A 25826-nucleotide genomic window follows, 5' to 3' on the forward strand; every position below is an offset into this window, starting at 1 on the left:
GCACCGCGGCCGACGCCCGGCGGATCGCCGCCAGGGTGCCGGACCCCGAACTGCCCATGCTCACCCTCGCCGACCTGGGCGTCCTGCGCGACGTGCGCGTGCGGGACGACGGCACGGTCGTCGCGGACCTCACCCCCACCTACTCCGGCTGCCCGGCCATGGCCGAGATGCGGGCCGAGGTCGCCGCCCGGCTGCGCGCCGCCGGACACCCGCGGGTCCAGGTCCGCACGGTCCTCGACCCGCCCTGGACCACCGACTGGATCACCCCCGAGGGCCGCCGCAAACTCGCCGCGCACGGCATCGCCCCGCCCGGCCCGGCCCCCCGCTCCGCCGCCGGCCCCGTACCGCTCACCCTGTCCCCGACGCGGCGCGCGGTGCCCTGCCCCCGCTGCGGCTCGGCGCGCACCGAGGAGACCTCCCGCTTCGGCTCCACCTCGTGCAAGGCGCTGCGGCGCTGCCTCGACTGCCGCGAGCCGTTCGAGCACTTCAAGGAGATCTGATGGACGACGTGCTCGCCCGCGACGCGGCCACGACGACCCCCGAGGCCACGACGACCCCCGCGGCCGCCACGGACCCCGCCGCCCGCCGCCCCCGACGCCGGCCGGTCTTCCACCCGCTGCGTGTCGCCTCGGTGGAACGACTGTGCGAGGACGCGGTCGCCATCGGCTTCGAGGTGCCCGGGGAACTGACCGGGGAGTTCGCGTTCGAGCCCGGCCAGTCCCTCACCCTGCGCCGCCACGTCGACGGGCGCGACGAGCGGCGCTCGTACTCGCTCTGCGCCCCCGCCGGGAGCGCGCCGCGCATCGGAGTGCGCGAGGTGGCCGGGGGACTGTTCTCCTCCTGGCTGGTCCACGAGGTCCGGCCCGGGGACACGATCGAGGTGATGACCCCCACCGGCGCCTTCACCCCCGACCTGACCGTCCCCGCCCACCATGTGCTGATCGCCGCCGGGTCCGGCATCACCCCGATGCTGTCCATCGTGGAGTCGGTCCTCGCCGCCGACACCCGCTCCCGCGTCACGCTCTTCTACGGCAACCGCCGCACCGGTTCGGTGATGTTCGCGGACGAGCTGGCCGACCTGAAGGACCTGTACCCCACCCGCTTCCAGCTCGCCCACGTCCTCTCCCGGGAGCCGCGCGAGGCCGAACTGTTCTCCGGCCGTCTGGACGCCGGACGGCTCGGCACGCTCGTCGAGGCCCTGGTCGACGTGGAGGGTGCCGGCCACTGGTGGCTGTGCGGCCCGCACGGCATGGTGCGCGACGCCCGGGAGGTGCTGGCCGGGCTAGGCGTGCCCGGGGAGCGGGTCCACCAGGAGCTGTTCTACGCGGACGACGAGCCGGTGCGTACCGCGCGGCACGAGGAGGCGCCCGTCGACGGCCCCGTCAGCCGGGTCACCGTCGTCCTGGACGGCAGGGCCACCACCTCCGTGCTGCCCCGCGGGGCGGCCGTCCTGGACTCCGCGAGCAGGGTGCGGCCCGATCTGCCGTTCGCCTGCAAGGGGGGCGTCTGCGGGACCTGCCGGGCGCGGGTCGTGGCGGGGGAGGTGGACATGCGGCGCAACTACGCGCTGGAGCCGGCGGAGGTGGACGCCGGGTATGTCCTGACGTGCCAGAGCTATCCGGTGACGGAGGCGCTGACGGTGGATTACGACGGCTGAGGCGGGCGGGCAGGGGGGCGGCGGGGGTTCTCTTCGCCCCCCCCGCCGCCCCAACCCCCCCGTCGCCCCACCCCCCAGCGTGAGCGCCGCCCCCGCGAGCAGCGTGGCCGGCACCCGGGGACCAGGGCGTCCAGGACGTAGGAGACCGTCCGGCCGGACCTGCCCCGCAGCCAGTTGACGACGTCGCCGAACAGCAGCTTGCGCGCTCGGGCCACCACCGGCCGGTGTTCTCCCACGCCGTCCTCCTGGTCCTCGGCGCCGTGGCCGACGTCTACCTGCTCACCAAGCTCAGCCACACCGCCGTCCTGCTCGGCCTGGCCTGGCTGGCCCTTGGCATCGTCCACCTGTGCGTCCTCACCCGGGGGCTGGGCCAGGAGCCGCCGGAGCTCCACCCGGAGGAGACCTCGCGCGAGGAGACGCCGGTGACCGCCCGGTGACCGCCCCGGAGTGAACCGACGGCTTACGGCCACATCCGTCACACCCTCGCAGGCCCCGGAGCGACCCTCCGGGGCCTCGCCGTGCCGCCTCGTCCGCGCACCTGGCAGGTACATGCACACCGAGGCGTGATCGCTTCGGTAGACTGTCGACCAAGGTTGCGCCAAGAGATGGCAAAAACAAGGAGGGGGTCAGCGGTGAGCGTTCCACGCCTGAGCAGTACGCCGTTGCCGGGAATCGGCGTGCGGTACGACCTGACGACGCGGGAGAGGCGTCGGCTCTCCGTGGTGGCCCACCGCGACGGCGCCCGGACCCTGAGCGCCTACCGCACCGACGACCCCGATGCCTGCGCCCTGTCGGCGCGGCTCACCGCGAGCGAGGCGGAGGCGCTCATCGACGCCCTGCGCCCCGCCCACCAGAGCCCCAGCCTGCTCTCCACCACCGAACTCGGACTGGTCGCGGAGCGCATCGAACTCGCGGCCACCTCGCACTGGAACGGGCGGCTGCTGGGCGACACCCGGATGCGCACCGAGACCGGCGTCTCGATCGTCGCCGTACTGCGCCTGGCCGAGGCGATCCCGTCACCCACCCCGGACTTCCGGCTGGCGGGCGGAGACATCCTCATCATGATCGGCACCCGCGAAGGGGTCGACGCCGCCGCAGCCATACTCGGACGGGAGTGAGCGCCTGTGCACTCTTCCCCCGTCTTCCTCATCGAGTTCGGCAGCATCATCCTCGGCCTCGGTCTCCTCGGCCGGTTCGCCGCCCGCTTCCAGTTCTCGCCCATCCCGCTCTACCTGCTGGCCGGCCTCGCGTTCGGCCAGGGCGGGCTGCTGCCCCTGGGCGCCAGCGAGGAGTTCGTGGCGATCGGCGCCGAGATCGGCGTCATCCTGCTGCTGCTCATGCTCGGCCTCGAATACACGGCCAGCGACCTGGTCTCCAACCTCAAGACGCACTACCCCGCCGGTCTCGTCGACGCCGCGCTCAACGCGCTGCCGGGCGCCGTCGCCGCCCTGCTCCTCGGCTGGGGGCCGGTGGCCGTGGTGGTGCTCGCCGGGGTCACCTGGGTCTCCTCCTCCGGGGTCATCGCCAAGGTGCTCGGCGACCTCGGGCGGCTCGGCAACCGCGAGACACCGACGATCCTGAGCATCCTCGTCCTCGAGGACCTCTCGATGGCCGTCTACCTGCCCATCGTCACCGCGCTGCTCGCCGGTTCCGGGCTCGCGGCCGGCAGCCTCACCCTGGCGATCGCCCTCGGCGTCGCCGGACTGGTCCTGGTCCTCGTCGTGCGGTACGGGCGGCTGATCTCCCGCTTCGTCTCCAGCGACGACCCGGAGAAGCTGCTGCTGGTGGTACTCGGGCTCACCCTGGTGATCGCCGGTCTGGCGCAGCAGCTCCAGGTGTCCGCCGCGGTGGGCGCGTTCCTCGTGGGCATCGCGCTGTCGGGGGAGGTGGCCGAGGGCGCGCACCATCTGCTGGCGCCGCTTCGGGACCTGTTCGCCGCGGTCTTCTTCGTCTTCTTCGGCCTGCACACCGACCCCACCAGCATCCCGCCGGTGCTGCTGCCGGCCCTCGCGCTGGCCCTGGTCACCGCGCTGACGAAGATCGCGACGGGGCACTGGGCCGCGAAGCGGGCCGGGGTCTCGGCGGGGGCGCGCTGGCGGGCGGGCGGCACGTTGGTCGCGCGCGGCGAGTTCTCCATCGTCATCGCCGGGCTCGCGGTGACCGCCGGCATCGAACCGTCGCTGGGACCGCTGACCACGGCGTACGTCCTGATCCTGGTGGTCGTCGGCCCGCTGACGGCACGCTTCACGGAGCCGGTCGCCTTGAGACTGACGAGGCGGGGGCGCACCCCGGCCGGCAGCAGCGACGCGGGCCCGGGCGGTGCGCCTCCCCGCGAGGCGCTCGACGCGTCCGAGGACACGGCGGCCCGCCCCTGACGTCCCGCGGTGGCACGCGCCCGCGTGCGCGGGCACCGCAAGGACGCGGAACGGCCCCGTACCCCCGAAGGGGGCACGGGGCCGTTCCGCGTGTCAGGGGCGCGGCTCGCCGGGCGGCACGTCGCGGTGTACCCGCGCCGCCGGACGGCAGACACCTCAGGACTCCCTCGCGCCGTGTCCGGCGCGAGACCCGAGCGAGGTCCGCGCGATTCAGCCGCGCCGGCCGCCCCGGGCACCCGACCCGGAGGCGGAGCCCGAGCCGGGGTTGGGACGGCCGCGGCCCGTGCCGCCGCGGCGGCCGCGCCGCGGCGCGGCCCCGCGCCGGCGCTCCTCCGTCGCGGCGGGCGCCGCGACGACGACCGGGACACCCGACGGCTCGCGCGCGCCGGTGATCCGCTCCCAGTCCGCCTCCACGGGCTCGTCCGCCCGCACCCGGGTCGTCCGCGGCGTGATGCCCGCGTCAGCCATCAGCCGGGTCATCTCCCGCCGCTGGTGCGGGAGCACCAGGGTGACCACCGTGCCGGACTCGCCCGCGCGCGCCGTACGCCCGCCCCGGTGCAGATAGTCCTTGTGGTCGCCCGGCGGGTCGACGTTGACGACGAGATCCAGGTCGTCGACGTGGATGCCGCGGGCCGCGACGTTCGTCGCGATCAGCGCGGTGACGTTGCCGTCCTTGAACTGGGCCAGCGTCCGGGTGCGCTGGGACTGCGACTTCCCGCCGTGCAGCGCCGCCGCGCGCACCCCGACCGCCAGCAGCTTCTTGGCCAGCCGGTCGGCCGCGTGCTTGGTGTCGAGGAACATGATCACGCGCCCGTCGCGGGCGGCGATCCGCGCCGTGGTGGCGTGCTTGTCGTCGTCGTCGACGTGCAGCACGTGGTGCTCCATCGTGGTGACCGCGCCCGCCGCGGGGTCCACGGAGTGGACCACCGGGTCGTTCAGGTAGCGCCGCACGAGCCGGTCGACGTTGCGGTCGAGGGTCGCGGAGAACAGCAGCCGCTGGCCGTCCGGGCGGGTTCGGTCGAGCAGCGCGGTGACCTGGGGCATGAACCCCATGTCGGTCATCTGGTCGGCCTCGTCCAGAACGGTGATCGCGACACTGTCCAGCCGGCAGTCGTCACGGTCGATGAGGTCCTTGAGCCGGCCGGGAGTGGCGACGACGACCTCGGCCCCGCCGCGCAGCGCGCTCGCCTGCCGGCCGAGCGACACGCCGCCGACCACCGTGGTGAGCCGCAGGCCGAGGGCCCGGGCGTACGGGGTGAGGGCGGCCGTGACCTGCTGGGCCAGCTCGCGGGTGGGGACCAGGACGAGGGCCAGCGGCTGCCGCGGCTCGGCCCGCTGCCCGTGCGTACGGGCCAGCAGGGCGAGCCCGAAGGCGAGGGTCTTGCCCGACCCCGTCCGCCCGCGGCCCAGGACGTCGCGTCCGGCCAGCGAGTTCGGCAGCGTCGCGGCCTGGATCGGGAAGGGCGCGGACATGCCCTGCGTGTCGAGAGTGGTCAGCAGCCGTGCGGGCAGGTCCAGCTCGGCGAACGACTCGACCGCCGGCAGCGCCGGGGTGACGGTCGTCGGCAGCGCGAACTCACCGTGCACGGCGGAGGCACGTCCGCCGCGGCCACCGCGGCCGGAGCCCTGGCCCCCCGAACGCTGAGGAGCTCCGGAACCCTGCTGCCCGCCCGCCCGCTGGGGGCGGGGGCGGCGGTTCCGGGCGGAACGGTTGTCGGAATGGGCAGGACGATTCATGCGGGCCTTCCTCGATGCGGCACGTATCGAGGAATTCCCGCGGCACCGGGGGTGCCGTCGGCCGGCCGGTGACCGGCCGTGGGGGAATCGCAAGACTGAGCCGAAGAGACGTCGGACGGACGCCGACGGAGATGGGGTCGAGCAAATGAGCTGAAGACATACAACGGGCTGGGACCCGCACCCCTGGAGTGCGGGTCCCAGCCGTTCAGAACGCCGCGGCGTCAGGCAGGAACGATGTTCTCGGCCTGCGGGCCCTTCTGGCCCTGCGTGACGTCGAAGGTCACCTTCTGGCCCTCCTGAAGCTCACGGAAGCCGGAGGTGGCGATGTTCGAGTAGTGGGCGAAGACGTCGGCGCCGCCACCGTCCTGCTCGATGAAGCCAAAACCCTTTTCCGAGTTGAACCACTTCACGGTGCCAGATGCCATGTTGAATCTCCTTTGGGGCAGTGCCCGGAACCGCGTGTGCGGACCGGCGCCGCAGCGACGATTTACCCGACCGAAGACTCGGAAGACCCCGGATGAAATGAAATCCGAAGGCCCCGGAAACGAAAAAAGTGCCCGTCGACAAAGGTCGGAAGAGCACTCGAAGCCTCTGGTAACCAAAACTGCAACAACGTCAACGGTAGCACAATCACGGCCGGACGCCACCCCCGACCAGGGAGGGGAGTGTTCCGGGGTGTCCTGGGAGTGTCTTCGGAGTGCCTCCCGGGTGTCTTCGGAGGTGCGCCCGGCCCGGGCCGGGAGAGCCGTGCGGTGCGGCGTCGGCCTCGCGCCGAGGTGCCCTCCGGCGCCATAGGCGGAGAATGGCAGAGATGTCCGGAATGGGAGTCGACGGTGGAGGCGGCCTCGGCGACGGTGCGGGGACGGCCGTCGCCGGTGTGCCCGCGCTCGTCGGGATCGGCGGGGTCGTGTGGGAGCCGCCGGCGGGCCGGCTGCACTGCGACGCCACGGCGCTGGCCGTGCTCGGTATGACCCGTGAGGAGTGCGAGCGGCACCCGGAGCTGCTCGCCGCGCGGGTGCTGGCCCAGGACATGCCCCGGCTGTTCGCCGAGGCGCGGCGCGTGCTGGCCCGGCGGACGGCCTTCAGCGTCTACTTCCGGATCCGCCATTCCGACGGCGACATCCGGTGGACCCACGCCCAGGGCCGGACGGTGCGTGACGCCGACGGAGGGCTGTTGCGCGTGGTGGGCGTCGTACGTGACGCCCGCCCCGACGTGGAGGCCCGCGAGTCCCAGGTGGCGGACCCCACTGGCGCCCGCCACGCCGACATGGTGCAGCAACTCACCACCACGCTCACGCAGGCCGCCACCGTCGAGGAGGTCACCGAGGCACTCGTACGGGCGGGGCTGCTCGGCCCCGCGACGGTCAAGAGCGTCGCCATCTGCTGCGAGGACCACGGCCATGTGCTGCTGCTGGCCTTCCGGGGCTTCCCGGCCTCCGTGGTCCGCGCCCTGCGCATGAGCCGGCTGGAGGACTCGCTGCCGCTGAGCGAGACGATCCGCACGGGCCGCCCCGTCTTCCTCGACCATGCCGGGCTGCTCGACCACTACCCGCAGCTCCGCAGCCTGCTGCCCGCGCACGACAGCGCCGGCTACGCCATGCTGCCGCTGACCGCCGAGGGCCGTACCTTCGGCGCGGTCGGCCTGGTCTCCGAGGGCGGCGGCTTCTCGCCGCAGGTGCGCACCCTGCTGCTCGCGCTCAGCGGCACCATCGCCCAGTCGCTGCAGCGCGCCCTGCTCTACGACCGCACCCGGGAGATGGCCGCCGGGCTGCAGACCAGCATGCTGCCGGCCAAACTGCCGCAGACACCCGCGCTCACCCTCGCCGCCCGCTACCGCCCCGCGCCTTTCGCGCACGAGGTCGGCGGCGACTGGTACGACGCCCTGCGCCTGTCCCGGGGCCGTACGGCCCTGGTCATCGGGGACGTCCAGGGGCACGACGTGCACGCCGCCGCCGTGATGGGCCAGTTGCGCACGGCACTGCGCGCCTATCTCGCCGAGGGGCACTCGGCGCAGGCCGCGCTGAGCCGGGCCGGACGCTTCCTCGCCGAGCTCGGCACCGACCGGTTCGCCACCTGCACCCTCGCCGTCCTCGACCCCGCGGCCGGCGAGGCCGAGATCGTCCGCGCCGGGCACCTCGGCCCGCTGGTGCGGCACGCGGACGGGCGCTGCGCCTGGTACCCCGTGCCCGGGGGCATGCCGCTGGGACCCTTCCCCGAGGAGGAATGTCCCAGCACCCGCATCCCGTTCGAGGCGGGCGCCACCATGGTGCTGTGCACCGACGGCCTGGTGGAGTCCCGGACGGACGACATACTGGTGGGCAAGACGGCGCTGCTGCGGTGCCTGGCCTCCGCGCCCGCACCGCTCGAGACACTCGCCGACCACCTGCTCACCGCCGTCGCCGACCCCGCCGGGAACGCGGACGACATCGCCCTCCTCCTCGCCCGCCGCGCACGGTGAGGAGCGCGGCGGTCTCGGATCGAGCCGCTCGCCCGAACGTCCGTCGAACGCCCGCCGCCGTACCTGTCTCGCCCTGACGCGCCGTCACGGCGTGGCCGAGAGGGCGGGCATGGCGCGTGTGTGATGGGGGGCAGGGCCGGGCGCGCGGTGGGGTGCCGCGTCGGAACGGTGGTCGGCGCGCCCTCGTGGTGGCGGATTCAAGAAGTCGTGTCGACGTTGTTGACGCCCAGTCGAACAAGGCGCACATTACTTCTCGGTAGAACCGTTCGGTAACCGCACCACCCCTCCCCCTTCTCCCCGACGGTGCACGGAGCGTCCCCGCGCCCACGCCGCCGCCGGCCCCTTCCGAGCCGCAGAGTTCCCCACCCGTAAGCCGCCGGGCACCGCCGTGCCCGCATCCGGCATGCCCGACTCCGAGGAGACAGCAGAATGCCCAGACGTGCACTGCGCCGAGCCCTGACGGCCGCCGCCACCGCCGTGAGCGCACTGGCGCTCGGCCTGGCCGCACCCGGCGCCCACGCCGCGACACCCCTGCCGTACGTCGCCCTCGGTGACAGTTACAGCGCCGGATCCGGCGTGCTGCCCGCCGACCTGTCCGCACCCCTGCTCTGCCTGCGCTCCACGCTGAACTACCCGCATGTCGTCGCCGAACGCACCGGCGCCGCGCTCACCGACGTCACCTGCGGCGCCGCCGAGACCGGTGACATCACCGAGGCCCAGTACCCCGGCGTCCCCGCCCAGCTCGACGCGGTGAAGAGCGACACCCGCCTGGTCACCCTCACCATCGGCGGCAACGACAACAACACCTTCGTCGGCGCCATGCTGGCCTGTGGCACCGCCGGTCTGGCCACCCTCGGACACGGCCACCCCTGCGAGACGCTGTACGGCAGCACGTTCGACGACCAGATCGACGACACCACCTACCCGGCCGTCAAGGCCGCCCTGCGGGCGATCCGCGACAAGGCGCCGAACGCCCGGGTCGCCGTGCTCGGTTACCCCTGGATCATGCCGGCCGCCGCCGACGGTTCGTGCTTCGTGAAGATGCCCATCGCCTCCGGTGACGTGCCCTACCTGCGCACCCTCCAGGCGCATCTGAACACGGTCATCCAGCGTGCCGCCCGGGAGACCGGCGCCGGCTTCGTCGACTTCTCGAAGACCTCCGACGGACACGACGCCTGCGCGTCGAGCGCCAGCCGCTGGATCGAGCCGCTCCTGTTCGGCACCAACGTCGTCCCCGTCCACCCCAACGCCCGCGGTGAGCGCGCGATGGCCGAGCAGACGATGACGGCCCTCGGTCTGGGCTGATCCCACCGACCGGTGGCCCGCCGCCGTGCCACGCCGGCGGCGGGCCACCTCCTCGCCCTCGACCGGTCGGAGTCAGTCCCGGCCCAACAGGGAGGCGAGGGCGGTGACCACGCCGCTCTCGGTGTGCGCCGGTGAGTGGTGGCGGGCGCGCAGCTTGATCTCGGGGTGGGCGTTGGCCATGGCGAAGGACCAGGTCGCCGTGTCCATCATCTCCAGGTCGTTGAGGTAGTCCCCGAACACCACCGTCTGGTCCGGCGTGATGCCGAGCCGGCGCTGGAGACCGCGCACGGCGGCGCCCTTGTTCGCGGTCGGGTTCATCACGTCGACCCAGTGCTCGCCGGAGAGCACGACCTGGTGGGTGAGGCCGTACGGCTTCAGCGCCGGTGCCAGGCCCTCCTCGGCCCGGCCGAAGTCGTAGAAGGCGAGCTTGATGAGGTCGTCGTCGACGGCGGTGACGTCCTCGACCAGTTCGAGCCGCGCGTAGTAGGTGCGTACCTCGGCGAGGAAGGCGGCGTCGGTGCGCTCGACGTAGGCGGACCTCTTCCCGCACACGACCGTGCCGGTGTCGACCCCCTGTGCGGACAGCTCCCGCACCGTGCCGACGGCGTCGGTGACGATGCCCCGGTCCAGCACGTCGGAGCTGAGCTCACGGCCGTCCTGGACGACGTAGGTGCCGTTCTCGGCGATGAAGACCGTGCCGGCGGCAGCCCTCCGGAACTGCTCCCGCAGGGTGGCGTACTGGCGTCCGCTGGCGGGACAGAAGACGATGCCGCGCCGCTCCATCCGGTTCAGCAGCGGCCAGAAGCCGTCGGGTATGCGGCCGTCGCCGTCCAGCAGGGTGCCGTCCATGTCGGTGACGACGAGCCGGATGTCGGGCCCGGTGGGCGACAGCGGGGACGGTCGGTGGTGCGGGGAGTTCATGGATGTCCTGAATGGGGGGTGTGCGGTCCTCCAGTGTAGTGAGGGGTGTTTTCGCAGGTCGCCGAGGGGTGTCGGGGGCTCCGCGCAAGCGGTCTTGCGCGGAGCCCGGGGGGTCAGGACGTGGAGCAGGTGACCGTCGGCCAGGTCCAGTTGCCGTTGGTCTGGATGGTGACGCCCCAGTTGTTGCCGCTGCCGTTGGGTTTCGCGGTCAGTACCTGGGAGCTGGGGTAGGAGGCGCTGATGTTCCAGGTGGAGAGGATCTTCGCGGGGGAGGGGACGTTCATGGTGACGGTCCAGTTGCTGGAGCCGCTCACCGCGACGTTCAGGTTGTAGCGGTCGCTCCACTTGTCGCCGGCGGACAGGGTGGCGGTGCAACCGCCGTTCCCACCGCCACCACCTCCTCCGCCACCGCCGCCCGAGCCGCCCCCGTCAGGAGCGACCGCCCGGCCGGTGGACGGGGAGATCATGCCGGCGCACAGCCCTTTGGAGGCCAGCGTCTGCGCGATGCGCGGGATGGCCGCGAGGGTGTTGGCGGGCCACTCGTGCATGAGGATGACCTGCCCGTTGCCGAGCCGGTTCACCGCCTGCACGATCGCGTCGGTGCTCGCCCCGTTCCAGTCCTGTGAGTCGACGTCCCAGATGACCTCGGTCAGCCCGTACTTCGCCTCGACCGACTTCAGGGTGGAGTTGGTCTCCCCGTAGGGGGGCCGGAACAGCTTGGGCGTACCGCCACCGGCGTTCGCGATGGCCTGCTGGGTCCGGCCCACCTCCGAGTCGATCGCCGACTGGCTCTGCTGGACGAGATGCGGGTGGGTGTAGCTGTGGTTGCCCACCCACATGCCGGCGTTGATCTCGGCCTGCACCTGGGACGGGTACGAGGCCGCGTACTGGCCCTCGTTGAACATGGTGGCCCGCAGCCCGTTCTGCTTCAGGGCGTTGAGCACGGCCGGTGTGTGGTCGTTGGACGGGCCGTCGTCGAAGGTGAGTCCGACGTACCCGTTGCAGGTCGCCGCCGGGGCGGCCTGCGACGGAGCCGCGTCGACGACCGCCGTGCCCGCCACGGCCAGCGCGACGACCGCAGCCCTGGCGACCAGGGAACGCAACGCCGGTCGTGCCGTGACCCTGTCGGCGCTGCCGGCTCTGGCGGTCTCGGTGGTTCTCATGGGGCCTCCTCTCGTGCCGTCGCGGTCAGCTCGCGCTGCAACTGACCGTCGGCCAGGTCCAGTTGCCGTTGGTCTGGATGGTGACGCCCCAGTTGTTGCCGCTGCCGTTCGGCTTGGCGGTCAGTACCTGGGAGCTGGGGTAGGAGGCGCTGATGTTCCAGGTGGAGAGGATCTTCGCGGGGGAGGGGACGTTCATGGTGACGGTCCAGTTGCTGGAGCCGCTCACCGCGACGTTCAGGTTGTAGCGGTCGCTCCACTTGTCGCCGGCGGACAGGGTGGCGGTGCAACCGCCGTTCCCACCGCCACCACCTCCTCCGCCACCGCCACCGCCACCGCCGCCTCCACCCGAACCGGTGTCGTCCACCGTGATGTTGGAGTTGCCGCTGCTCTGGTAGCCCTCGGTCGCGAGGATCATGTAGTGGTTGAAGCTGCCCATCGGCATGCCATGGGCCTGCCAGGCGTCGAAGTGGTTGCCGGTGGTGATGGTGCCGCCGGTGCGCTTGGACTGCCGGACGCTCCAGTACTGGTTGAACGTCTTGTTGTCGCCCTCGATGGAGGGGGCGTTGACGCGGGTCGTCTCGTAGATGTCGTACGTACCGCCGTCACTGGTGACCGTGCCCTTGTAGGTGCCGGTGGGCCGGAAGGTGCCCCAGTTGTCGACGATGTAGTACTCGACGAGCGGGTTCGACGTCCAGCCGTAGAGCGAGAGGTACGCGTTGCCGGACGGGTTGAAGCTGCCGGAGTAGTTGACGGCCCTGCGGCTGCCGTTGCTCCAGCCCTTGCCCGCGACGAAGTTGCCCGTGTTGCGCCAGGACGTGCTGTAGTTCCCGCCGGACCCGGTGTTCATGGAGACGGTGCCCGGGCTGTCGGTCCAGAACGAGTAGAAGTAACCGCCGCTGGTCCCGGTCTGGTTGGAGGTGATCGTGTCGGCACTCGCGGTGCCGGACAGCATCAGCGAGGCCACGGCGGCCAGGGCGACGGCCCAGGCTGCCCTGACCAGCAGGGTGAGGCGGCCGGCTGTGCGGCCTCTCGGATGTACGAGCGCGTTCATGTCCGTGCTTCCTCCTGGGGAGTGGCTGGTGGGGGGCGGGCGGCGCCGGCACGGCCCGTGGGGCTCTCAACGGCGAACAGTGTTGGCTTGCCCCTGTCAACTGTCAATAGTTTCGGGTGCCCTGACGAAACGTTCGAGAGTTTCGGGATTGCGTGAACGGAGTAAGTGCTGGTCACGTCTTGCGGCGAGGTCGCTACCTGGAAAGTCATACTTAAAGCTGCGGGGTATCGCCTGGGTATTGATCAACCGTATGCGAAACTTTCGAAGCTCGCGTACGTCACCGTGACGCGCTTTTCTGTGTCGCCGCGTGTCGTCCGGGGGCCGGTGCAGGTGAACCGGGAAGAGCAGGGAACGATGGGGGTGAGAACGCGGGCGGGGGCGGAGGAGCGCGGTGAGCGAGCATCGGGACCGGGAGTGGACGGCCATGACGCCCGGCGACTTCGACCGGGACGCGCCGCTGTGCCTGAACGTGGGCACCGGACCCACCCCCGTGCCGGCCGAGCCCGACGAGTACGGCACCGCGCCCCTCTTCGGTGACGAGGCGCCCATCCGGCCCGCCGCACGCCGGCCCGCCAGGCGCCGCGGCGCCCGCGTCGAACAGGACCGGTTGTTCTGAGCCCCCTCGGGGCTTTGGCTCCGCCCGCCCGTCGGTCCGCCCGAAAGGTCCGTAACGCCTGGCGCGCCTATATTGGGCTGGTGATCAGTCGTCTGGATTTCCTGCGCGCCGCCGACGACAGTGTCACCGACAGTGACGTCCTCCGGCTCGCCCTGCAGCACGCCATGGCGGAACTGGGCGCGCTGGGCGGGTGCGTCCATGTGCGCGGCAGCGGGGGAGAGCTCCACCTGGTGTCCTCGGCGGGCCTGCCCGCGGTGTCCGTACGGGCCTGGGAGGTGCTCCCCGGTGACAGCGCCTCCGCGACGGCGCGCGCGGTGGCCTGCGACGGGTGCGCGTGGGACCCGCCGGGCAGCAGGCCGACCGACGCCGTCGTGCCGCCGGCCGGCTCGGCCGGGCGCGCCGCCGTCCCGCTGCACGGCGCCAGGGAACGCGCGGGGGAGGACGGGAGGGAAGGCGCAGGGGAGAGCGTCGGCGTGCTGACCCTGCTGACCGGCCGCCACTCGCAGCCCTCGCCCGACGACTGGTGGTTCCTGCGGCAGGTCGCAGGCTGGGTCCGCGACCGGCTCACCGCCCGGCCGTTCCCGGACCCGGCGGCCCCCGCCCCCGGGCCGCCCCTCGCCGGCTCCGCGGATCTCTTGCCGGCCGGGGCGGGTGAGCTGGCCCGCGCGCTCTGGAACGCGGAGGACGCCGTCCTCCGCGTCGACACCGCCTGGCGGGTGACCGCGGCCAACCCCGCCGCCCGCGCGCTGCTCGGCCACCCGGACGAGGCCGCCGCCGACCGGGTCCTGTGGCGGGAGCCCGGCCCCTGGCAGACACCGGACGCCGAGGAACGCTGCCGTCTCGCCGCCGCCCGAGGACGCGCCGTCGGCTTCGACGCCGTGCTGCCCGCCACCGGCCGCTGCCACCACGTACGGGTGCTGCCCGTGTCGGAGGGAGCGGTCGTGCACGTCATGGAGGTGCCCCCCTGGCGGGTCCGCCAGGCCGACGAGGTCGCCGCCATCCGCGACTCCGCGGAACGGGCCCGCAGGACCGCCGAGCTGACCACCGCGCTGGCCGCCGCCCGCACCCCGAAGGACGTGGTCGAGGCCGTGGCCGCGCGCGTGCTGCCGCCCTTCGCCGCACAGGGCCTGCTCGTCCTCGTCCGCGAGGACGACCGACTCGCGTACATAGGGTCCGTGGGCTATCCCCGCGCCTTCCTGGAGCACATGGGAGGCCCCCGCGGCCTGCCCATGACCGGCCGTCTGCCCGCCGAACGGGCACTCCTGCGCGACGAGCCGCTGTTCTACGCGTCCCGTGAGGAGTGGATGGCCGACAACCCGTACGGCGACCGGCCGCCCAGCACCAAGCACGCCTGGGCGTTCCTGCCGCTGACCGCCTCGGGGCGCACCTTCGGCGTCTGCGTCGTGGCGTTCGACACCGAACGCCGCCTCACCCCCGAGGAACGCACCCTGCTCCTCACAGTCAGCGCCCTGGTGGCCCAGGCGCTGGAGCGGGCCCGGCTGTCCGATGCCGAGCTCACCCGCGCCCGTGAGCTGCAGCGCGACCTGCTGCCCCGGCACCTGCCCCACCTGCGCGAGGTGACCGCTGTGGCCCGCTACGTGCCCGCCGGACAGGGCTCTGACGTCGGCGGCGACTGGTACGACCTCATCCCGCTCTCGGCCGGCCGGGTCGCCCTGGTGTGCGGGGACGTGATGGGGCACGGACTGTCCGAGGCGGCCACGATGGGCCGGCTGCGCACCGCGACGCACACTCTGGCCGCCCTCGAGCTGCCGCCGGACGAACTCATGGGCCACCTCAACGACATCGTCTCGGACATCGGCCCCGACGCGTACGCCACCTGCCTGTACGCCCTGTACGACGCCACCACCGGGACCTGCACCGTGGTCCGGGCCGGCCACCCGCCCCCGCTGGTGGTGCACCCGGACGGCCGCGCCGGCTACCCGGACGTCCCCGACAACCCGCCGCTCGGCGGAGCCCGGCCCCCCTTCGAGACGGCGGAACTGGTGCTGCCGGCCGGCACCCTGCTGCTCCTGTACACCGACGGCCTGGTCGAGTCGGCGCGGCGGGACATCGACGAGGGCATGGTCGCACTCGCCCGCCTCGTGGAGCACGCCGACCGCGGCGACCTCGGCCGGCTCGCGGACCATCTCGTCGGACGGCTCCTGCCCGGCGGGCAGCCCGTCACCGACGACGCCGCGCTGCTGGTGGCATGCCTGCACGCGCTGCCCCGGGCGGACGTGGCGTCCTGGCGGCTGCCCGACGGCCCCCGGGCGGCCGGCGAGGCCCGCAAGCACGTGCGCGAGCAGCTGGCGACCTGGCACCTGGACGAGCTGACCGTCACGACGGAACTGCTGGCCAGCGAACTCGTCGGCAACGTGGTGCGACACGCCAAGGGGCCCATCGGTTTCCGTCTGCTGCGCACCGGCGCCCTGGTGTGCGAGGTCAGCGACGCCAGCCTCACCATGCCGCGGATCAGGCGTGCCTCCGAGACCGACGAGGGCGGCCGGGGCCTGCAACTGGTCAGTGTGCTGGCCGAGCGGTGGGGCAGCCGGTTCACCTCCCACGGCAAGACCATCTGGACCGAACAGCCGCTGACGCCGACGCAGGACACGGTCGCGGCGGCCCTCCTCTCCCTGGCGGACGCCGACTGAGCGGACGCGTGGGCCCGTCGGTGCGGCAGGGACCGGGGCCGGGCGTGTACAGTCCCTGGCGCGCCAACAGCCCTGTCCTGCCCACGTGTTCACGTGCGCGATGTGACGGCGACGGCGCGCGATCCCCCACGAGCGCACGGAAGCCAGGTATCGCAAGTGCATGAGCGCAAGCCGCGTCGGCGGCTGTCCCTGACCGTCACCGCGGGCCTGCTGGCCGCGGCGGGACTCGCCACAGCCCCGCCCCTCGCCCTCGCGTCCTCCGCGGGACCGGCGAACGCGTCGGCGCGGAGCGCGGACTCCGCCCGCCAGAGCGCCTTCGCGCGGGCCGCGGCCGAGTACCACGTCCCCCTGCCGGTCCTCCTCGCCGTCGCCTACCACGAGTCCGCGTGGGAGGCGCCGGAGGGGGAGCACAGCACCAGCGGCGGCTACGGTCTCATGCACCTGACGGACGTGACGCCGACCATGATGGCCGGGGGCGACGCGGGGGCCGCCGGCCGCGCCGACGTCGAGAAGATGACCGCCGACCCCGCCCTGCACACCCTCGGTGCGGCGGCCGACCTGACCGGCCTGTCGTCCGGCGCGCTGCGCGAGGACCAGGAGGCCAACATCCGGGGCGGCGCGGCCCTGCTCGCCTCCTACGCGAAGGACACCGTCGGCGGCACCCCGGCGGACCCCGGCAAGTGGTACGCCGCCGTGGCCCGTTACAGCGGCTCCCGGGAGGAGCGCGCCGCCCGTGCCTTCGCCGACCGGGTGTTCGCCACGATCGGCGAGGGCGCCGAGGAGAAGACCGGGGACGGACAGCGCGTACGCCTGCCCGCCGCCCCGGACGTCCGGCCCGCCACCGGCCAACTGGCCTCGCTGCACCTGAAGAGGACGACGACGGCCGCCGGCACCGAGTGCCCGCCGGAGCTCGACTGCTCCTTCGTCCCGGCGGCGTCCGCCAACGGCCAGGTCTCGAACCGGCCGGCCAACGGCATCCGCATCGACTCGATCGTCATCCACGACACCGAGTCCTCCTACGAGTCGGCCGTCAACGCCTTCCAGCAGCCGGGCGGCGGTTCGGCGCACTACGTCATCCGCTCCTCGGACGGCGCCGTGACCCAGATGGTGCCCACCAAGGACCTCTCCTTCCACGCGGGCAACTACTCGGTCAACATGCACTCGCTCGGCATCGAGCACGAGGGATACGCCGCCGCCGGGGGCACCTGGTACACCGAGACCGAGTACGAGACCAGCGCCGCACTCGTCAGGTATCTGGCCGGCCGCTTCGACATCCCCCTGGACCGGCAGCACATCGTCGGCCACGACAACGTGGCCGGGCCCAGCTCCGCCCTCGTCTCCGGCATGCACTGGGACCCGGGTCCGTCCTGGGACTGGGGGCGCTTCATGCGCCTGCTCAAGGCCCCGGTGGACGGCAGGCACGGTGTGGGTCCGGTCGGCACGGCCGTGACGATCACGCCGGACTACGCGCACAACGAGCAGACCGTGCGGGTGTGTCCGTCCGACGACCCCACGGGGAACACGCCGGAGTGCACCGAGCGGACCCAGCCGTCGAACTTCGTGTACCTGCGCACCGCGCCCAGCGACACCGCGCCGCTCTTCGGCGACCAGGCCCTGCACGCGGACGGCGTCGGCACCGACCGCGTCAACGACTGGGGCGGCACCGCACAGGCCGGGCAGCAGTTCGTCGTCGCCGACCGGCAGGGCGACTGGACGGCGATCTGGTTCAGCGGCGCCAAGGTGTGGTTTTACAACCCGCACGGCTGCAACACCACCCCCGCCCCCGGCGTGACCCTGGTCGGCGCGGCCGGCACCTCGCCGGCGGCGGTGTACGGGACGAGCTACCCGGACGCCGGCGAGTACCCCGACGGCCTCTCGCCCTCCACCCAGGCCCCGCTGAGCGCCTACCAGGTGCCGCCCGGCCAGGCCTACGTGGCCACCGCGCAGGCCGAGCCCACCGACGACTACTTCCCCTCCGGCGGACGCGTCGTCACCGGCGGCAAGAAGATGTACACCATCCAGTACAACCACCGCACGGCGCTGGTGTACGAGGGGGACGTGACCGCGGACCGGTGACGGCCGCACCCCTGGCCGACCCCCGGCCGACACGGACCGGGCCCCTCACTCCGCCGCATGAGCGGGGTGAGGGGCCCGGGTCGTTCCTCAGCCGTCCAGCGACGCCACGAACGGCGCCAGCTTCTCCGGGTTGAGCATCCGCATGAGCCGGTCGATGCCCCCCGCCGAGACGTCGGCGGACAGCAGTGCCGTCGCCGTACCGCCGGACGGGACCAGCACGGCGGGACGGCCGTTGGCCTCGACCCACCGCACCTCGACGTCGTCCCAGAACCGCGGTGCGAAGGCCACGAGCACCTTCGCCACCCGCGTCCGCCCGCCGACCGGGACACGGGCCGCGTTGCGGATGCCACCACCGTCGGAGCAGTGCACGACGTCGGCGGTGAGGACCTGCTCCAGCGCCGCCACGTCACCCGTGCGCGTCGCGTTCAGGAACACCTCAAGCAGCCGCCGGTGCTCCGCCGGACTCGCCTGCTTCCTGCGCTCGGCGGCCAGGTGACGGCGTGCCCGGCTCACCAACTGGTGGGCGCCCGCCTCGCTGATCTCCAGGATCTCCGCGACCGCGCTCATGGCAATGCCGCCCCCGCCCTCACCGGCGCGGGCGACTCAGCCGAACCGGCCGGGCTGGTAGTCGCCGGCCGGTTGCTGGTTGATCACATTGATGCGGTTGTAGGCGTTGATGACCGCGATGAGCGAGAGCAGCGCCACCAGTTGCTCCTCGTCGTAGTGCTTGGCCGCGTTCGCCCACACCTCGTCGGAGACACCGCCGGAGGCGTCGGCCAGCCGCGTGCCCTGCTCCGTCAGCTCCAGCGCGGCTCGCTCCGCCTCGGTGAAGACCGTGGCCTCGCGCCAGACGGCGACCAGGTTGAGGCGCACCGGGGTCTCACCGGCGGCGGTGGCGTCCTTGGTGTGCATGTCGGTGCAGAAACCGCACCCGTTGATCTGGCTGGCACGGATCTTCACCAGTTCCTGGGTGGCGGCCGGCAACCCCGATTCCGAGGCCACCCGGCCGGCCGAGTTGATGTGCCTGAGCACCTTGCCGCCGAGGGCACTGCCGAAGAAGTCGAGCCGCGATTCCATGACGATCTCCTGAGCGATTGAGCGGGTTACGCACGCTTGACCGGACAGGCCGACGGGACGTGACACGCCCCCGGAGGAAGGCCGCGCCGTTCGCCGTTCTCCCGCGTGGTCCCCCTCCCGCCGCCTCTCCCGAATGGGCGCCGTGGGCGGGCGGGACCGGGGCGGCGTGCGTACGTTCGGTGACGAGCCCGTCGCCCTGCGCGCATCCTTCCCGGGTGGCGGGGCGTGGCTCCGGGCCGGTGTCCGGTCCGTCTCTCCTCTCCCATCCCGCCCGCGCACGGGAGCTCTCCCCGCGCCGGCCCGGCGGAAGGTTCTCGGAAGTGGCGATATCCCTTGTCCGGCGCGTCACGGTGATGGCGACGTGTACGGCGACCCTGGTTCTCACGGGCGGTGCGGCGGCGTGGAGCGCGCCCGGCGTCACCGTCGTCGCGGCCCCGCACGGCGGCCCGACCCCGCCCGGTGGTGACACCGGGGGCGGCGCGGCGATGCCGGCCGACCCCATGGCCTACGAACTCGGCCGCATCCTGGCGTCCCTGGACGTGGAGCAGCTCGAGACGACGTTCCTCGCCCAGCTCGTCGCCCACCATCGGGCTGTCGTCGACATGGCGAAGCTGGAGGTCGAGCGCGGTGCCGACACCGCCGTCCGGGACCGGGCCAGGACCATGGTCACCGACCAGGAGAAGCAGGCCGACCAGGGCGCGAAGTGGCTGCGTGACTGGTACGGCATGACGCCGGAACAGGCCACGCGGAAGGCGCCGGCCGGGGCCCGCAAGGCGATGACCGCCCTGCGGGAGGGCATGACACGGATGGTGGAGGACCTGCGCGGGGTCGACAAGGGCAAGAACTTCGACACCGAGTTCGCGCGCCGGATGGTGTCCCTGGACTCCGCCGCCGCCGTCGAGTTCCCCGCAGCGCAGGTGCGCGCCACGCACCCGGAGCTGCGCGCGGCGGCAGCCTCCGGCATGACCTCCCAGCTCGCCGGGATCACGGAACTGATCGGCTGGCTGACCGGTCAGGTCGCCGACGCCCAGGAGCGGGGAACGCTGCCCGCGCCGGCGACGCGGATGCCCCGGGGGACGGCACACGCCGGGGCCGGTGGCACCCAGGCGTCGGCCGCCCTGCCCGCGGTGGCCGGCGCCGCGCTGCTCGCGTGCGGCGCGGGCCTCGGCCTGACCCTGGCACGCCGCAGGCGCGCGGCCGCCGTACGGCGGGGCTGAGCGTCACCGCGGCCCAGGCCCGTGGCCGAGGTCCGTACCCGGGCCCGTACCCCGGCTTCCGCGTGGGCCGGGGCGCGGGCCGGGTGCCGCCTCGTGGTACGACCCGTCGAAGCCAAACAATTCAAGACACATGCAAATGTTTGTGCAAGCCCAAAGCAACAAATCTTGACGAGAACAACCGCCGCGCGTACGTTCCGCAACGGTCACAGGTGCGTGAATTCGGCCTGGAAGCCTGCCCGTTGGAAGCTTCTCCCCACCTTCCTCGAGGAGTGCGCCGTGCACGGTACAAGATCTATTGTCATGCTCGGATCCAGAACGCGCGGGCGGCTGCTGTCGCTCCTCGCAGCCCTCGGGCTCGCCCTCGGCGCCCTGGTCGGCCTCCCCGGTGCGGCCCAGGCCGCCGGCTCACTGCCGTGTGACCTCTACGGCGACGCCGGCACACCGTGTGTCGCCGCGCACAGCACAGTGCGCGCCCTCTTCTCCTCGTACAACGGCCCGCTCTACCGGGTCACCCGCGTCTCGGACGGCGCCGCCACCGACATCGGGCTGCTGGCGCCGGGCGGTTACGCCGACGCCCAGCGCCAGGACACCTTCTGCGGCGGCACGAGCTGCCGCATCACCAAGATCTACGACCAGACCTCGCGCCACAACGACCTGAACCCCGGCCCCGCGGGCACCGCCGGCATGGGCGCGGACCGCGGCGCGGACGCGAGCGAACTCGCCGTCACCGCGGGCGGCCACAAGGTGTACGGCATCTTCACCTCGCCCGGCGTCGGCTACCGCTCCACCGGCGCCGCCTCCGGGGTCGCCGTCAACGGGCAGCCCGAGGGCGTCTACATGGTGGCCAGCGGTACCCACGTCGGCTCCGCCTGCTGCTTCGACTACGGCAACGCCGAGAGCACCCCGGCCGACACCGGCAACGGGCACATGGACGCCGTGTCCATCGCGACCACCTGCTACTTCGCGCCCTGCACCGGTTCCGGCCCCTGGGTCGAGGCCGACCTGGAGAACGGCATGTTCCAGGGCGACAACGGCTCCAACACCGCCAACCGCGGCAACAACAGCACGTACGTCACGGCCGTGCTCAAGAACAACGGGCAGACCCGGTACGCGCTCAAGGGCGGCAACTCGCAGTCCGGCGGGCTGACCACCTGGTGGGACGGCGGCCTGCCCACCCGCGGCGGCTACAAGCCCATGCAGCAGGAGGGCGGCATCATCCTGGGCACCGGCGGCGACAACAGCAACTGGAACATGGGCACCTTCTTCGAGGGCGCGATGGTCTCGGGCTACCCGACCGACGCCGTCGAGAACGCCGTCCAGGCGAACGTCGTCTCCGTCGGCTACTCCGGCCAGACCAGCGTGCCCAACGGCCCCCAGGGCACGGTCACCGGGCCCGGCGGCAAGTGCGTCGACGTGGCGGCCGACGACACCGGGGTGAACGGCGCCGCCGTGCAGCTCTGGGACTGCCAGTCCTACGCGGAGGACCAGCACTGGACCCACAACCCCGACGGCTCCCTCTCCACGATCGGCCGGTGCCTGGACGTCGTCGGCAACAGTTCGGCGAACGACGCCAAGCTGGAGCTGTACGACTGCAACGGGGTGGGCGGTCAGAAGTGGGTGCAGCAGGCGGACGGTTCGCTGCGCAACCCGCAGTCCGGCCGCTGCCTCGACTCGCCCAACGGCGCCACCGGCAACGGGACCCGGCTGCAGATCCACGACTGCAACGGCTCCGCCGCGCAGAAGTTCTCGGTGAACGCCGGCGCCCCGGTCGCCGGACCGGGCGGCAAGTGCGTCGACGTCGCCGCCGACGACACCGGGGTCAACGGCACCGCCGTCCAGCTCTGGGACTGCCAGACCTGGGCCGTCGACCAGCACTGGTACCACGCCTCCGACTCCTCGCTCCGCACGCTCGGCCGGTGCCTGGACATCGAGGGCAACGGCACGGCGAACGACGCCAAGCTGGAGCTGTACGACTGCAACGGGGTGGGCGGTCAGAAGTGGGTGCAGCAGGCGGACGGTTCGCTGCGCAACCCGCAGTCCGGCCGCTGCCTCGACTCGCCCAACGGGACCACGGGCAACGGGACCCGGCTGCAGATCCACGACTGCAACGGCTCCGCCGCGCAGAAGTTCGCACTGGGCTGACGGCCGCGGGTACGGCACGGGGGTACGGCACCGCTCGGGTGCCGTACCCCTCCGCGCGTTCAGCCGCCGGCCCCCGCGCGCACCGCCCGGCCCACCTTCGCCCGCAGCGCGACGAACGCGTCGCAGCCGCGGGTGGTGATCTGCTCTCGTTCCACGGGGAGTTCGACCGGGAGGTCGAGGACGACATGGGCGGCGGGACCGGGAGAGAGGACCACCACCCGGTCGCCCACGTAGACGCTCTCGTCGATGTCGTGGGTGACCAGGACCGTCGTCGTGCCCTCGGCGCGGTGCACCTCCCGCAGCAGATCCTCCAGGTCCTCCCGGGTCTGCGCGTCCAGGGAGCCGAACGGCTCGTCCAGCAGGAGCAGGGCCGGCCGGCACACCAACGCCCGTGCCAGCGCCACACGTTGCTGCATCCCGCCGGAGAGCTGCCAGGGGTGGCGCCGGGCGGTGCCGGCCAGGCCGACCCGCTCCAGCATGCGCGCGGCCTCGGCACGCCGCTCGGCCCGGCGCAGGCTCCGGCGGCGCAGCGGCAGGGCGACATTGTCGAGGACCGTCAGCCAGGGCAGCAGCGAGCGGCCGTAGTCCTGGAAGACGACCGCCAGCCGGTCGGGGACCCCGGTGACCGGCGTCCCGTCCAGGCTGACCGTGCCCTCCGCCGCGGGCAGCAGCCCGGCGAGGGTGCGCAGCAGCGTGGACTTGCCGCAGCCCGAGGGGCCGGCCACGCACAGCAGCTGGCCGTCGGGCACGGTGAGGGTGAGGTCGCGCAGCACCGGGTGGTCGCCGTAGCGCTGGCCGACGGAGTCGAGGCGGAGCATGCCGGCCGCTCACCCGGCCCAGGGGTCGCTGTACATCGCCGCCCCCAAAGCGGCGACACGCAGGTGCAGCAGGCGTGGGCCGTCCCCGTCGCCCGGCGCGAGCAGCCGGTCCAGGGCGGCAGGCAGGGCGGCGGGGTCCTCCGCGTACTCCGCCGGGCAGCCGAAGGCCCCGGCCAGAGCGGAGAAGTCGACGCCGCCGAGGTCCGTGCCCGGGACCGGGGCGATGCCGATACGGCGGCCCAGCCCGCGTACGGCCTCGTAGCCGCCGTTGTCGAGGACGACGTAGCCGACAGGTGCCCGATACCGGGCGGCGGTCCACAGCGCCTGGACCGAGTACAGCGCCGATCCGTCGCCGAGCACGCACACGACGCGCCGCCGGTCGGCCAGTGCGCGCCCCACCGCCAGCGGCAGTCCCCAGCCGAGCGCCCCGCTGCCGGTGGTGAGGAACCCTCCCGTGACGTCGACGGGCACGCGCGCGTGGAAGGCGTCGCGGTGGCTGGGCGCCTCCTCGACGAGGACCCGGTCGCGGGGCAGCCGGGAGCGCAGATGGTCGAAGACGTACTCCGCGGTGAGCGCGTCGCCCGGCTCGGCGGCCCCGGGCGCCGGGCGGGGCGGGGGCGGCTCCCGGTCGGCGGGCTCCAGCAGCGTGGTGAGGCGGGCGAGGGCGGGGGAGAGGGTGGTGACGATGCTGGTGCCGACGGGCAGCCAGGCCGCCTGCGCCGGATCGCAGTCCAGGTGGAACAGTTCGGTGCCCGGCCGCAGCGGCGGGTCGTCGCCGGCGACGTGGTACGTGAACACCGGTGCGCCGAGGGCGACCACGACGTCGTACGGGGCGAGCCGGCCGGCCAGCGGGCCGGGGACCGGCGGCAGGAACCCCTGGAAGAGCGGATGCCGTTCGGGGAAGCCGGACCGCCCGGAGAGCGGGCTGATCCACACCGCCGCCCGCAGCCGCTCGGCGAGCGCGACGGCCCCCGGCAGCGCCCCCTCGTCGTCCACGCCCGGACCCACCACCAGTGCGGGGCGGACGCACGCGGCCAGGCGGGCGGCCAGCGCGGACAGGGCGTCCGGGTCCGCGGTGAAACCACCGTGCACGGTACGCGGCGGCACGGGCTCGGCGGGCCGGTCCCAGTCGTCCTCGGGGACGGAGACGAAGACCGGGCCGCGCGGCGGCGTCATCGCGATCCGGTGCGCCTCGGCGAGCACGGCGGGCACGTCGGCGGCGCGCTCGGGCTGCCGGGAGAACTTGACGTAGGGGCGCGGGAAGAGCGCCGGTTCGTCCGCGCCGAGAAACGGCCGCAGCCGCAGCAGGGAGCGGGCCTGCTGCCCGGCGACGATCACCAGCGGGACGCGGTCGCGGTGGGCGTTGAAGACGGCGCCGAGCGAGTGGCCGACGCCACCGGCCGAGTGCAGGCTGACTAAGGTGGCGTGCCCGGTGCCGAGGGCGTGGCCCGCTGCCATGGCGACGGCCGTGGACTCCTGCAGGCCCAGGACGTAGGTGAAGTCGTCGGGCCAGTCGCGGAACATGCGCAGTTCCGTCGAGCCCGGGTTGCCGAAGACGGTCGTCATGCCGGCGTCCCGCAGGAACCCCAGCACGGCCTCCCGCACGGTGGTGCCGTGCTTGGAGGCGGGCCGTCCGCCGGTGGCCCCGGCCGCCCCGTCGGATGTGTTCATACGCCTCTCTCTCCGTTCCTTCCCCCGCCGAGGAGTCGTCCCTCGACCGCCAGCAGACCGGTGTTGAGCAGATGACCGAGCGCGCCGAGCAGGAGCAGCACGGCCCACACGGTGAGCAGGTCCGAGCGTGACTGCGCGTCGGTGAGGGTGAAGCCGATGCCGTTCGCGGTGCCCGGCAGCAGTTCCGAGAAGACCATCAGGATGAGACAGAGCGACAGGCTCAGCCGCAGCCCCGCGAAGATCCGCGGCAGCGCGGAGGGCAGCAGCAGGAACCACAGCCGCTCCGGCGCGGTCAGCCGCAGCACCGCCGCCGTGTCGAGCCGCAGCGGGTCCGTGGCCCGGGCGCCCTCCGCCGTGTTGACCAGCACCGGCCAGACGGCGCTGAACGTGATCGACGCGAGCTGCATCGGGGTGCCGAAGTCGAACACGACGACGAACACGGGCACCAGGGCCGGCGGCGGGACCGCCCGCGCGAACTGCAGCACCGGGTCGCACAGGGCGTAGGCGCGCTCCGAGCGGCCGACCGCCATGCCGAGCGCGATCCCGGCGACGGCGGCGAGCAGGAACCCGGCGCACAGCCGGCCGAGGCTGGGCAGGATGTCGTCGACCGCGGCGCGGGTCAGGAACGCGTGCCGCACGGGGCCGGAGAACCACAGGGCGCGGGCGTGCCGGACGATGCGGACGGGCGGCGGGAAGTAGACGCTGCGGTGGGCGAGGGTGACCGCCTGCCAGAGGCCCGCGGCGAGGACGGGCACGCCGAGGCGGAGCAGGAGTGCCCGCGACACGCCCGCCCGGCGCGCCGCCCGCACCCCGCGCGACGGCTTCCCCGTGCCGTTTGGCGGCGTGCCCGCCCGGCCCGTCGGCGCGCGAGTGCCGTCCGGCGGTGCGCCC

Annotated in this window: 21 protein-coding genes and 1 pseudogene; 12 read left to right on the top strand and 10 right to left on the bottom strand. The window is 73.2% G+C overall.

All coding sequences use genetic code 11. The features are described 5' to 3' along the window. Positions 1-23 precede the first annotated feature (23 nt). From paaD to QFZ64_RS33500, 5 genes are all read left to right on the top strand, one after another. Positions 24-500, top strand: a complete 477-nt coding sequence (paaD, locus tag QFZ64_RS33480; protein ID WP_307071961.1) for a 1,2-phenylacetyl-CoA epoxidase subunit PaaD — start codon at positions 24-26, stop codon at positions 498-500. Further along, positions 500-1657, top strand: coding sequence for a 1,2-phenylacetyl-CoA epoxidase subunit PaaE (gene paaE, locus QFZ64_RS33485; RefSeq protein WP_307071229.1), 1158 nt, complete (start codon positions 500-502; stop codon positions 1655-1657). Before paaD ends, paaE begins: the two co-directional genes overlap by 1 nt. Positions 1658-1881: 224 nt before the next feature. Next, complete coding sequence (locus QFZ64_RS33490) at positions 1882-2094, top strand: hypothetical protein (RefSeq protein ID WP_307071230.1); 213 nt, start codon at positions 1882-1884, stop codon at positions 2092-2094. Positions 2095-2262: 168 nt separating this feature from the next. Next, complete coding sequence (locus QFZ64_RS33495; RefSeq protein ID WP_307071231.1) at positions 2263-2775, top strand: cation:proton antiporter regulatory subunit; 513 nt, start codon at positions 2263-2265, stop codon at positions 2773-2775. Positions 2776-2781: 6 nt separating this feature from the next. After that, positions 2782-4032, top strand: a complete 1251-nt coding sequence (locus QFZ64_RS33500) for a cation:proton antiporter (RefSeq protein ID WP_307071232.1) — start codon at positions 2782-2784, stop codon at positions 4030-4032. A 210-nt stretch (positions 4033-4242) separates the two neighbouring features. Here the strand turns inward: QFZ64_RS33500 and QFZ64_RS33505 are convergent, their stop codons facing one another. Beyond that, complete coding sequence (locus QFZ64_RS33505; RefSeq protein WP_307071233.1) at positions 4243-5769, bottom strand: DEAD/DEAH box helicase; 1527 nt, start codon at positions 5767-5769, stop codon at positions 4243-4245. A 221-nt stretch (positions 5770-5990) separates the two neighbouring features. Next, the gene (locus QFZ64_RS33510) at positions 5991-6194 is read right to left on the bottom strand and encodes a cold-shock protein (protein WP_030379203.1); all 204 of its coding nucleotides are present in this window, start codon (positions 6192-6194) and stop codon (positions 5991-5993) included. Between the two features lie 386 nt (positions 6195-6580). Here QFZ64_RS33510 and QFZ64_RS33515 point away from each other — a divergent pair, with 386 nt between their 5' ends. Continuing rightward, positions 6581-8227 carry a SpoIIE family protein phosphatase gene (locus QFZ64_RS33515; RefSeq protein WP_307071234.1) on the top strand — a complete coding sequence of 549 codons (1647 nt, stop codon included), beginning with the start codon at positions 6581-6583 and terminating at the stop codon, positions 8225-8227. A gap of 429 nt (positions 8228-8656) precedes the next feature. Beyond that, positions 8657-9532: an SGNH/GDSL hydrolase family protein gene (locus tag QFZ64_RS33520; RefSeq protein ID WP_307071235.1), complete on the top strand. Its 876-nt coding sequence runs from the start codon at positions 8657-8659 to the stop codon at positions 9530-9532. Positions 9533-9604: 72 nt separating this feature from the next. On the opposite strand, the gene QFZ64_RS33525 is transcribed toward QFZ64_RS33520, so the two are convergent. From QFZ64_RS33525 to QFZ64_RS33535, 3 genes are all read right to left on the bottom strand, one after another. Next, positions 9605-10453 carry a Cof-type HAD-IIB family hydrolase gene (locus QFZ64_RS33525; protein ID WP_307071236.1) on the bottom strand — a complete coding sequence of 283 codons (849 nt, stop codon included), beginning with the start codon at positions 10451-10453 and terminating at the stop codon, positions 9605-9607. 113 nt (positions 10454-10566) lie between these two features. After that, complete coding sequence (locus QFZ64_RS33530) at positions 10567-11616, bottom strand: polysaccharide deacetylase family protein (protein WP_307071237.1); 1050 nt, start codon at positions 11614-11616, stop codon at positions 10567-10569. A gap of 25 nt (positions 11617-11641) precedes the next feature. Continuing rightward, positions 11642-12667: a glycoside hydrolase family 11 protein gene (locus QFZ64_RS33535; protein WP_307071238.1), complete on the bottom strand. Its 1026-nt coding sequence runs from the start codon at positions 12665-12667 to the stop codon at positions 11642-11644. 391 nt (positions 12668-13058) lie between these two features. Between QFZ64_RS33535 and QFZ64_RS33540 the strand changes: the two genes are divergently transcribed. From QFZ64_RS33540 to QFZ64_RS33550, 3 genes are all read left to right on the top strand, one after another. Beyond that, complete coding sequence (locus tag QFZ64_RS33540) at positions 13059-13283, top strand: hypothetical protein (RefSeq protein WP_307071239.1); 225 nt, start codon at positions 13059-13061, stop codon at positions 13281-13283. Positions 13284-13363: 80 nt separating this feature from the next. After that, positions 13364-15934, top strand: a complete 2571-nt coding sequence (locus QFZ64_RS33545) for a SpoIIE family protein phosphatase (RefSeq protein ID WP_307071240.1) — start codon at positions 13364-13366, stop codon at positions 15932-15934. 156 nt (positions 15935-16090) lie between these two features. Beyond that, on the top strand, positions 16091-18010 hold the full coding sequence (locus QFZ64_RS33550) for an N-acetylmuramoyl-L-alanine amidase (protein ID WP_307071241.1): 1920 nt from the start codon (positions 16091-16093) through the stop codon (positions 18008-18010). A gap of 87 nt (positions 18011-18097) precedes the next feature. On the opposite strand, the pseudogene QFZ64_RS33555 reads toward QFZ64_RS33550, so the two are convergent. Together QFZ64_RS33555 and QFZ64_RS33560 are read right to left on the bottom strand one after the other, a co-directional pair. After that, positions 18098-18568, bottom strand: a pseudogene (locus tag QFZ64_RS33555) (RNA polymerase subunit sigma-24); the annotation flags it as partial. 45 nt (positions 18569-18613) lie between these two features. Continuing rightward, positions 18614-19087: a carboxymuconolactone decarboxylase family protein gene (locus QFZ64_RS33560; protein ID WP_307071243.1), complete on the bottom strand. Its 474-nt coding sequence runs from the start codon at positions 19085-19087 to the stop codon at positions 18614-18616. Positions 19088-19407: 320 nt separating this feature from the next. Here QFZ64_RS33560 and QFZ64_RS33565 point away from each other — a divergent pair, with 320 nt between their 5' ends. Both QFZ64_RS33565 and QFZ64_RS33570 read left to right on the top strand, forming a co-directional pair. Next, the gene (locus tag QFZ64_RS33565; protein ID WP_307071244.1) at positions 19408-20304 is read left to right on the top strand and encodes a DUF305 domain-containing protein; all 897 of its coding nucleotides are present in this window, start codon (positions 19408-19410) and stop codon (positions 20302-20304) included. Positions 20305-20604: 300 nt separating this feature from the next. Beyond that, positions 20605-22446: an arabinofuranosidase catalytic domain-containing protein gene (locus QFZ64_RS33570; protein WP_307071245.1), complete on the top strand. Its 1842-nt coding sequence runs from the start codon at positions 20605-20607 to the stop codon at positions 22444-22446. 59 nt (positions 22447-22505) lie between these two features. On the opposite strand, the gene QFZ64_RS33575 is transcribed toward QFZ64_RS33570, so the two are convergent. Genes QFZ64_RS33575 through QFZ64_RS33585 form a run of 3 tightly spaced genes read right to left on the bottom strand, consistent with a single transcriptional unit; the run spans position 22506 to position 25720 of the window. After that, entirely contained in the window at positions 22506-23264 is a 759-nt protein-coding gene (locus QFZ64_RS33575; RefSeq protein ID WP_307071246.1) for an ABC transporter ATP-binding protein, read from the bottom strand. Positions 23265-23273: 9 nt separating this feature from the next. Continuing rightward, complete coding sequence (mdlC, locus tag QFZ64_RS33580; protein WP_307071247.1) at positions 23274-24935, bottom strand: benzoylformate decarboxylase; 1662 nt, start codon at positions 24933-24935, stop codon at positions 23274-23276. Next, positions 24932-25720 carry an ABC transporter permease gene (locus QFZ64_RS33585; protein ID WP_307071248.1) on the bottom strand — a complete coding sequence of 263 codons (789 nt, stop codon included), beginning with the start codon at positions 25718-25720 and terminating at the stop codon, positions 24932-24934. The genes mdlC and QFZ64_RS33585 overlap by 4 nt, the downstream gene beginning before the upstream one ends. Positions 25721-25826: the final 106 nt, after the last annotated feature.

The sequence above is a fragment of the Streptomyces sp. B3I8 genome (assembly GCF_030816915.1).
In the GTDB taxonomy this organism is placed as follows: Bacteria; Actinomycetota; Actinomycetes; order Streptomycetales; family Streptomycetaceae; genus Streptomyces.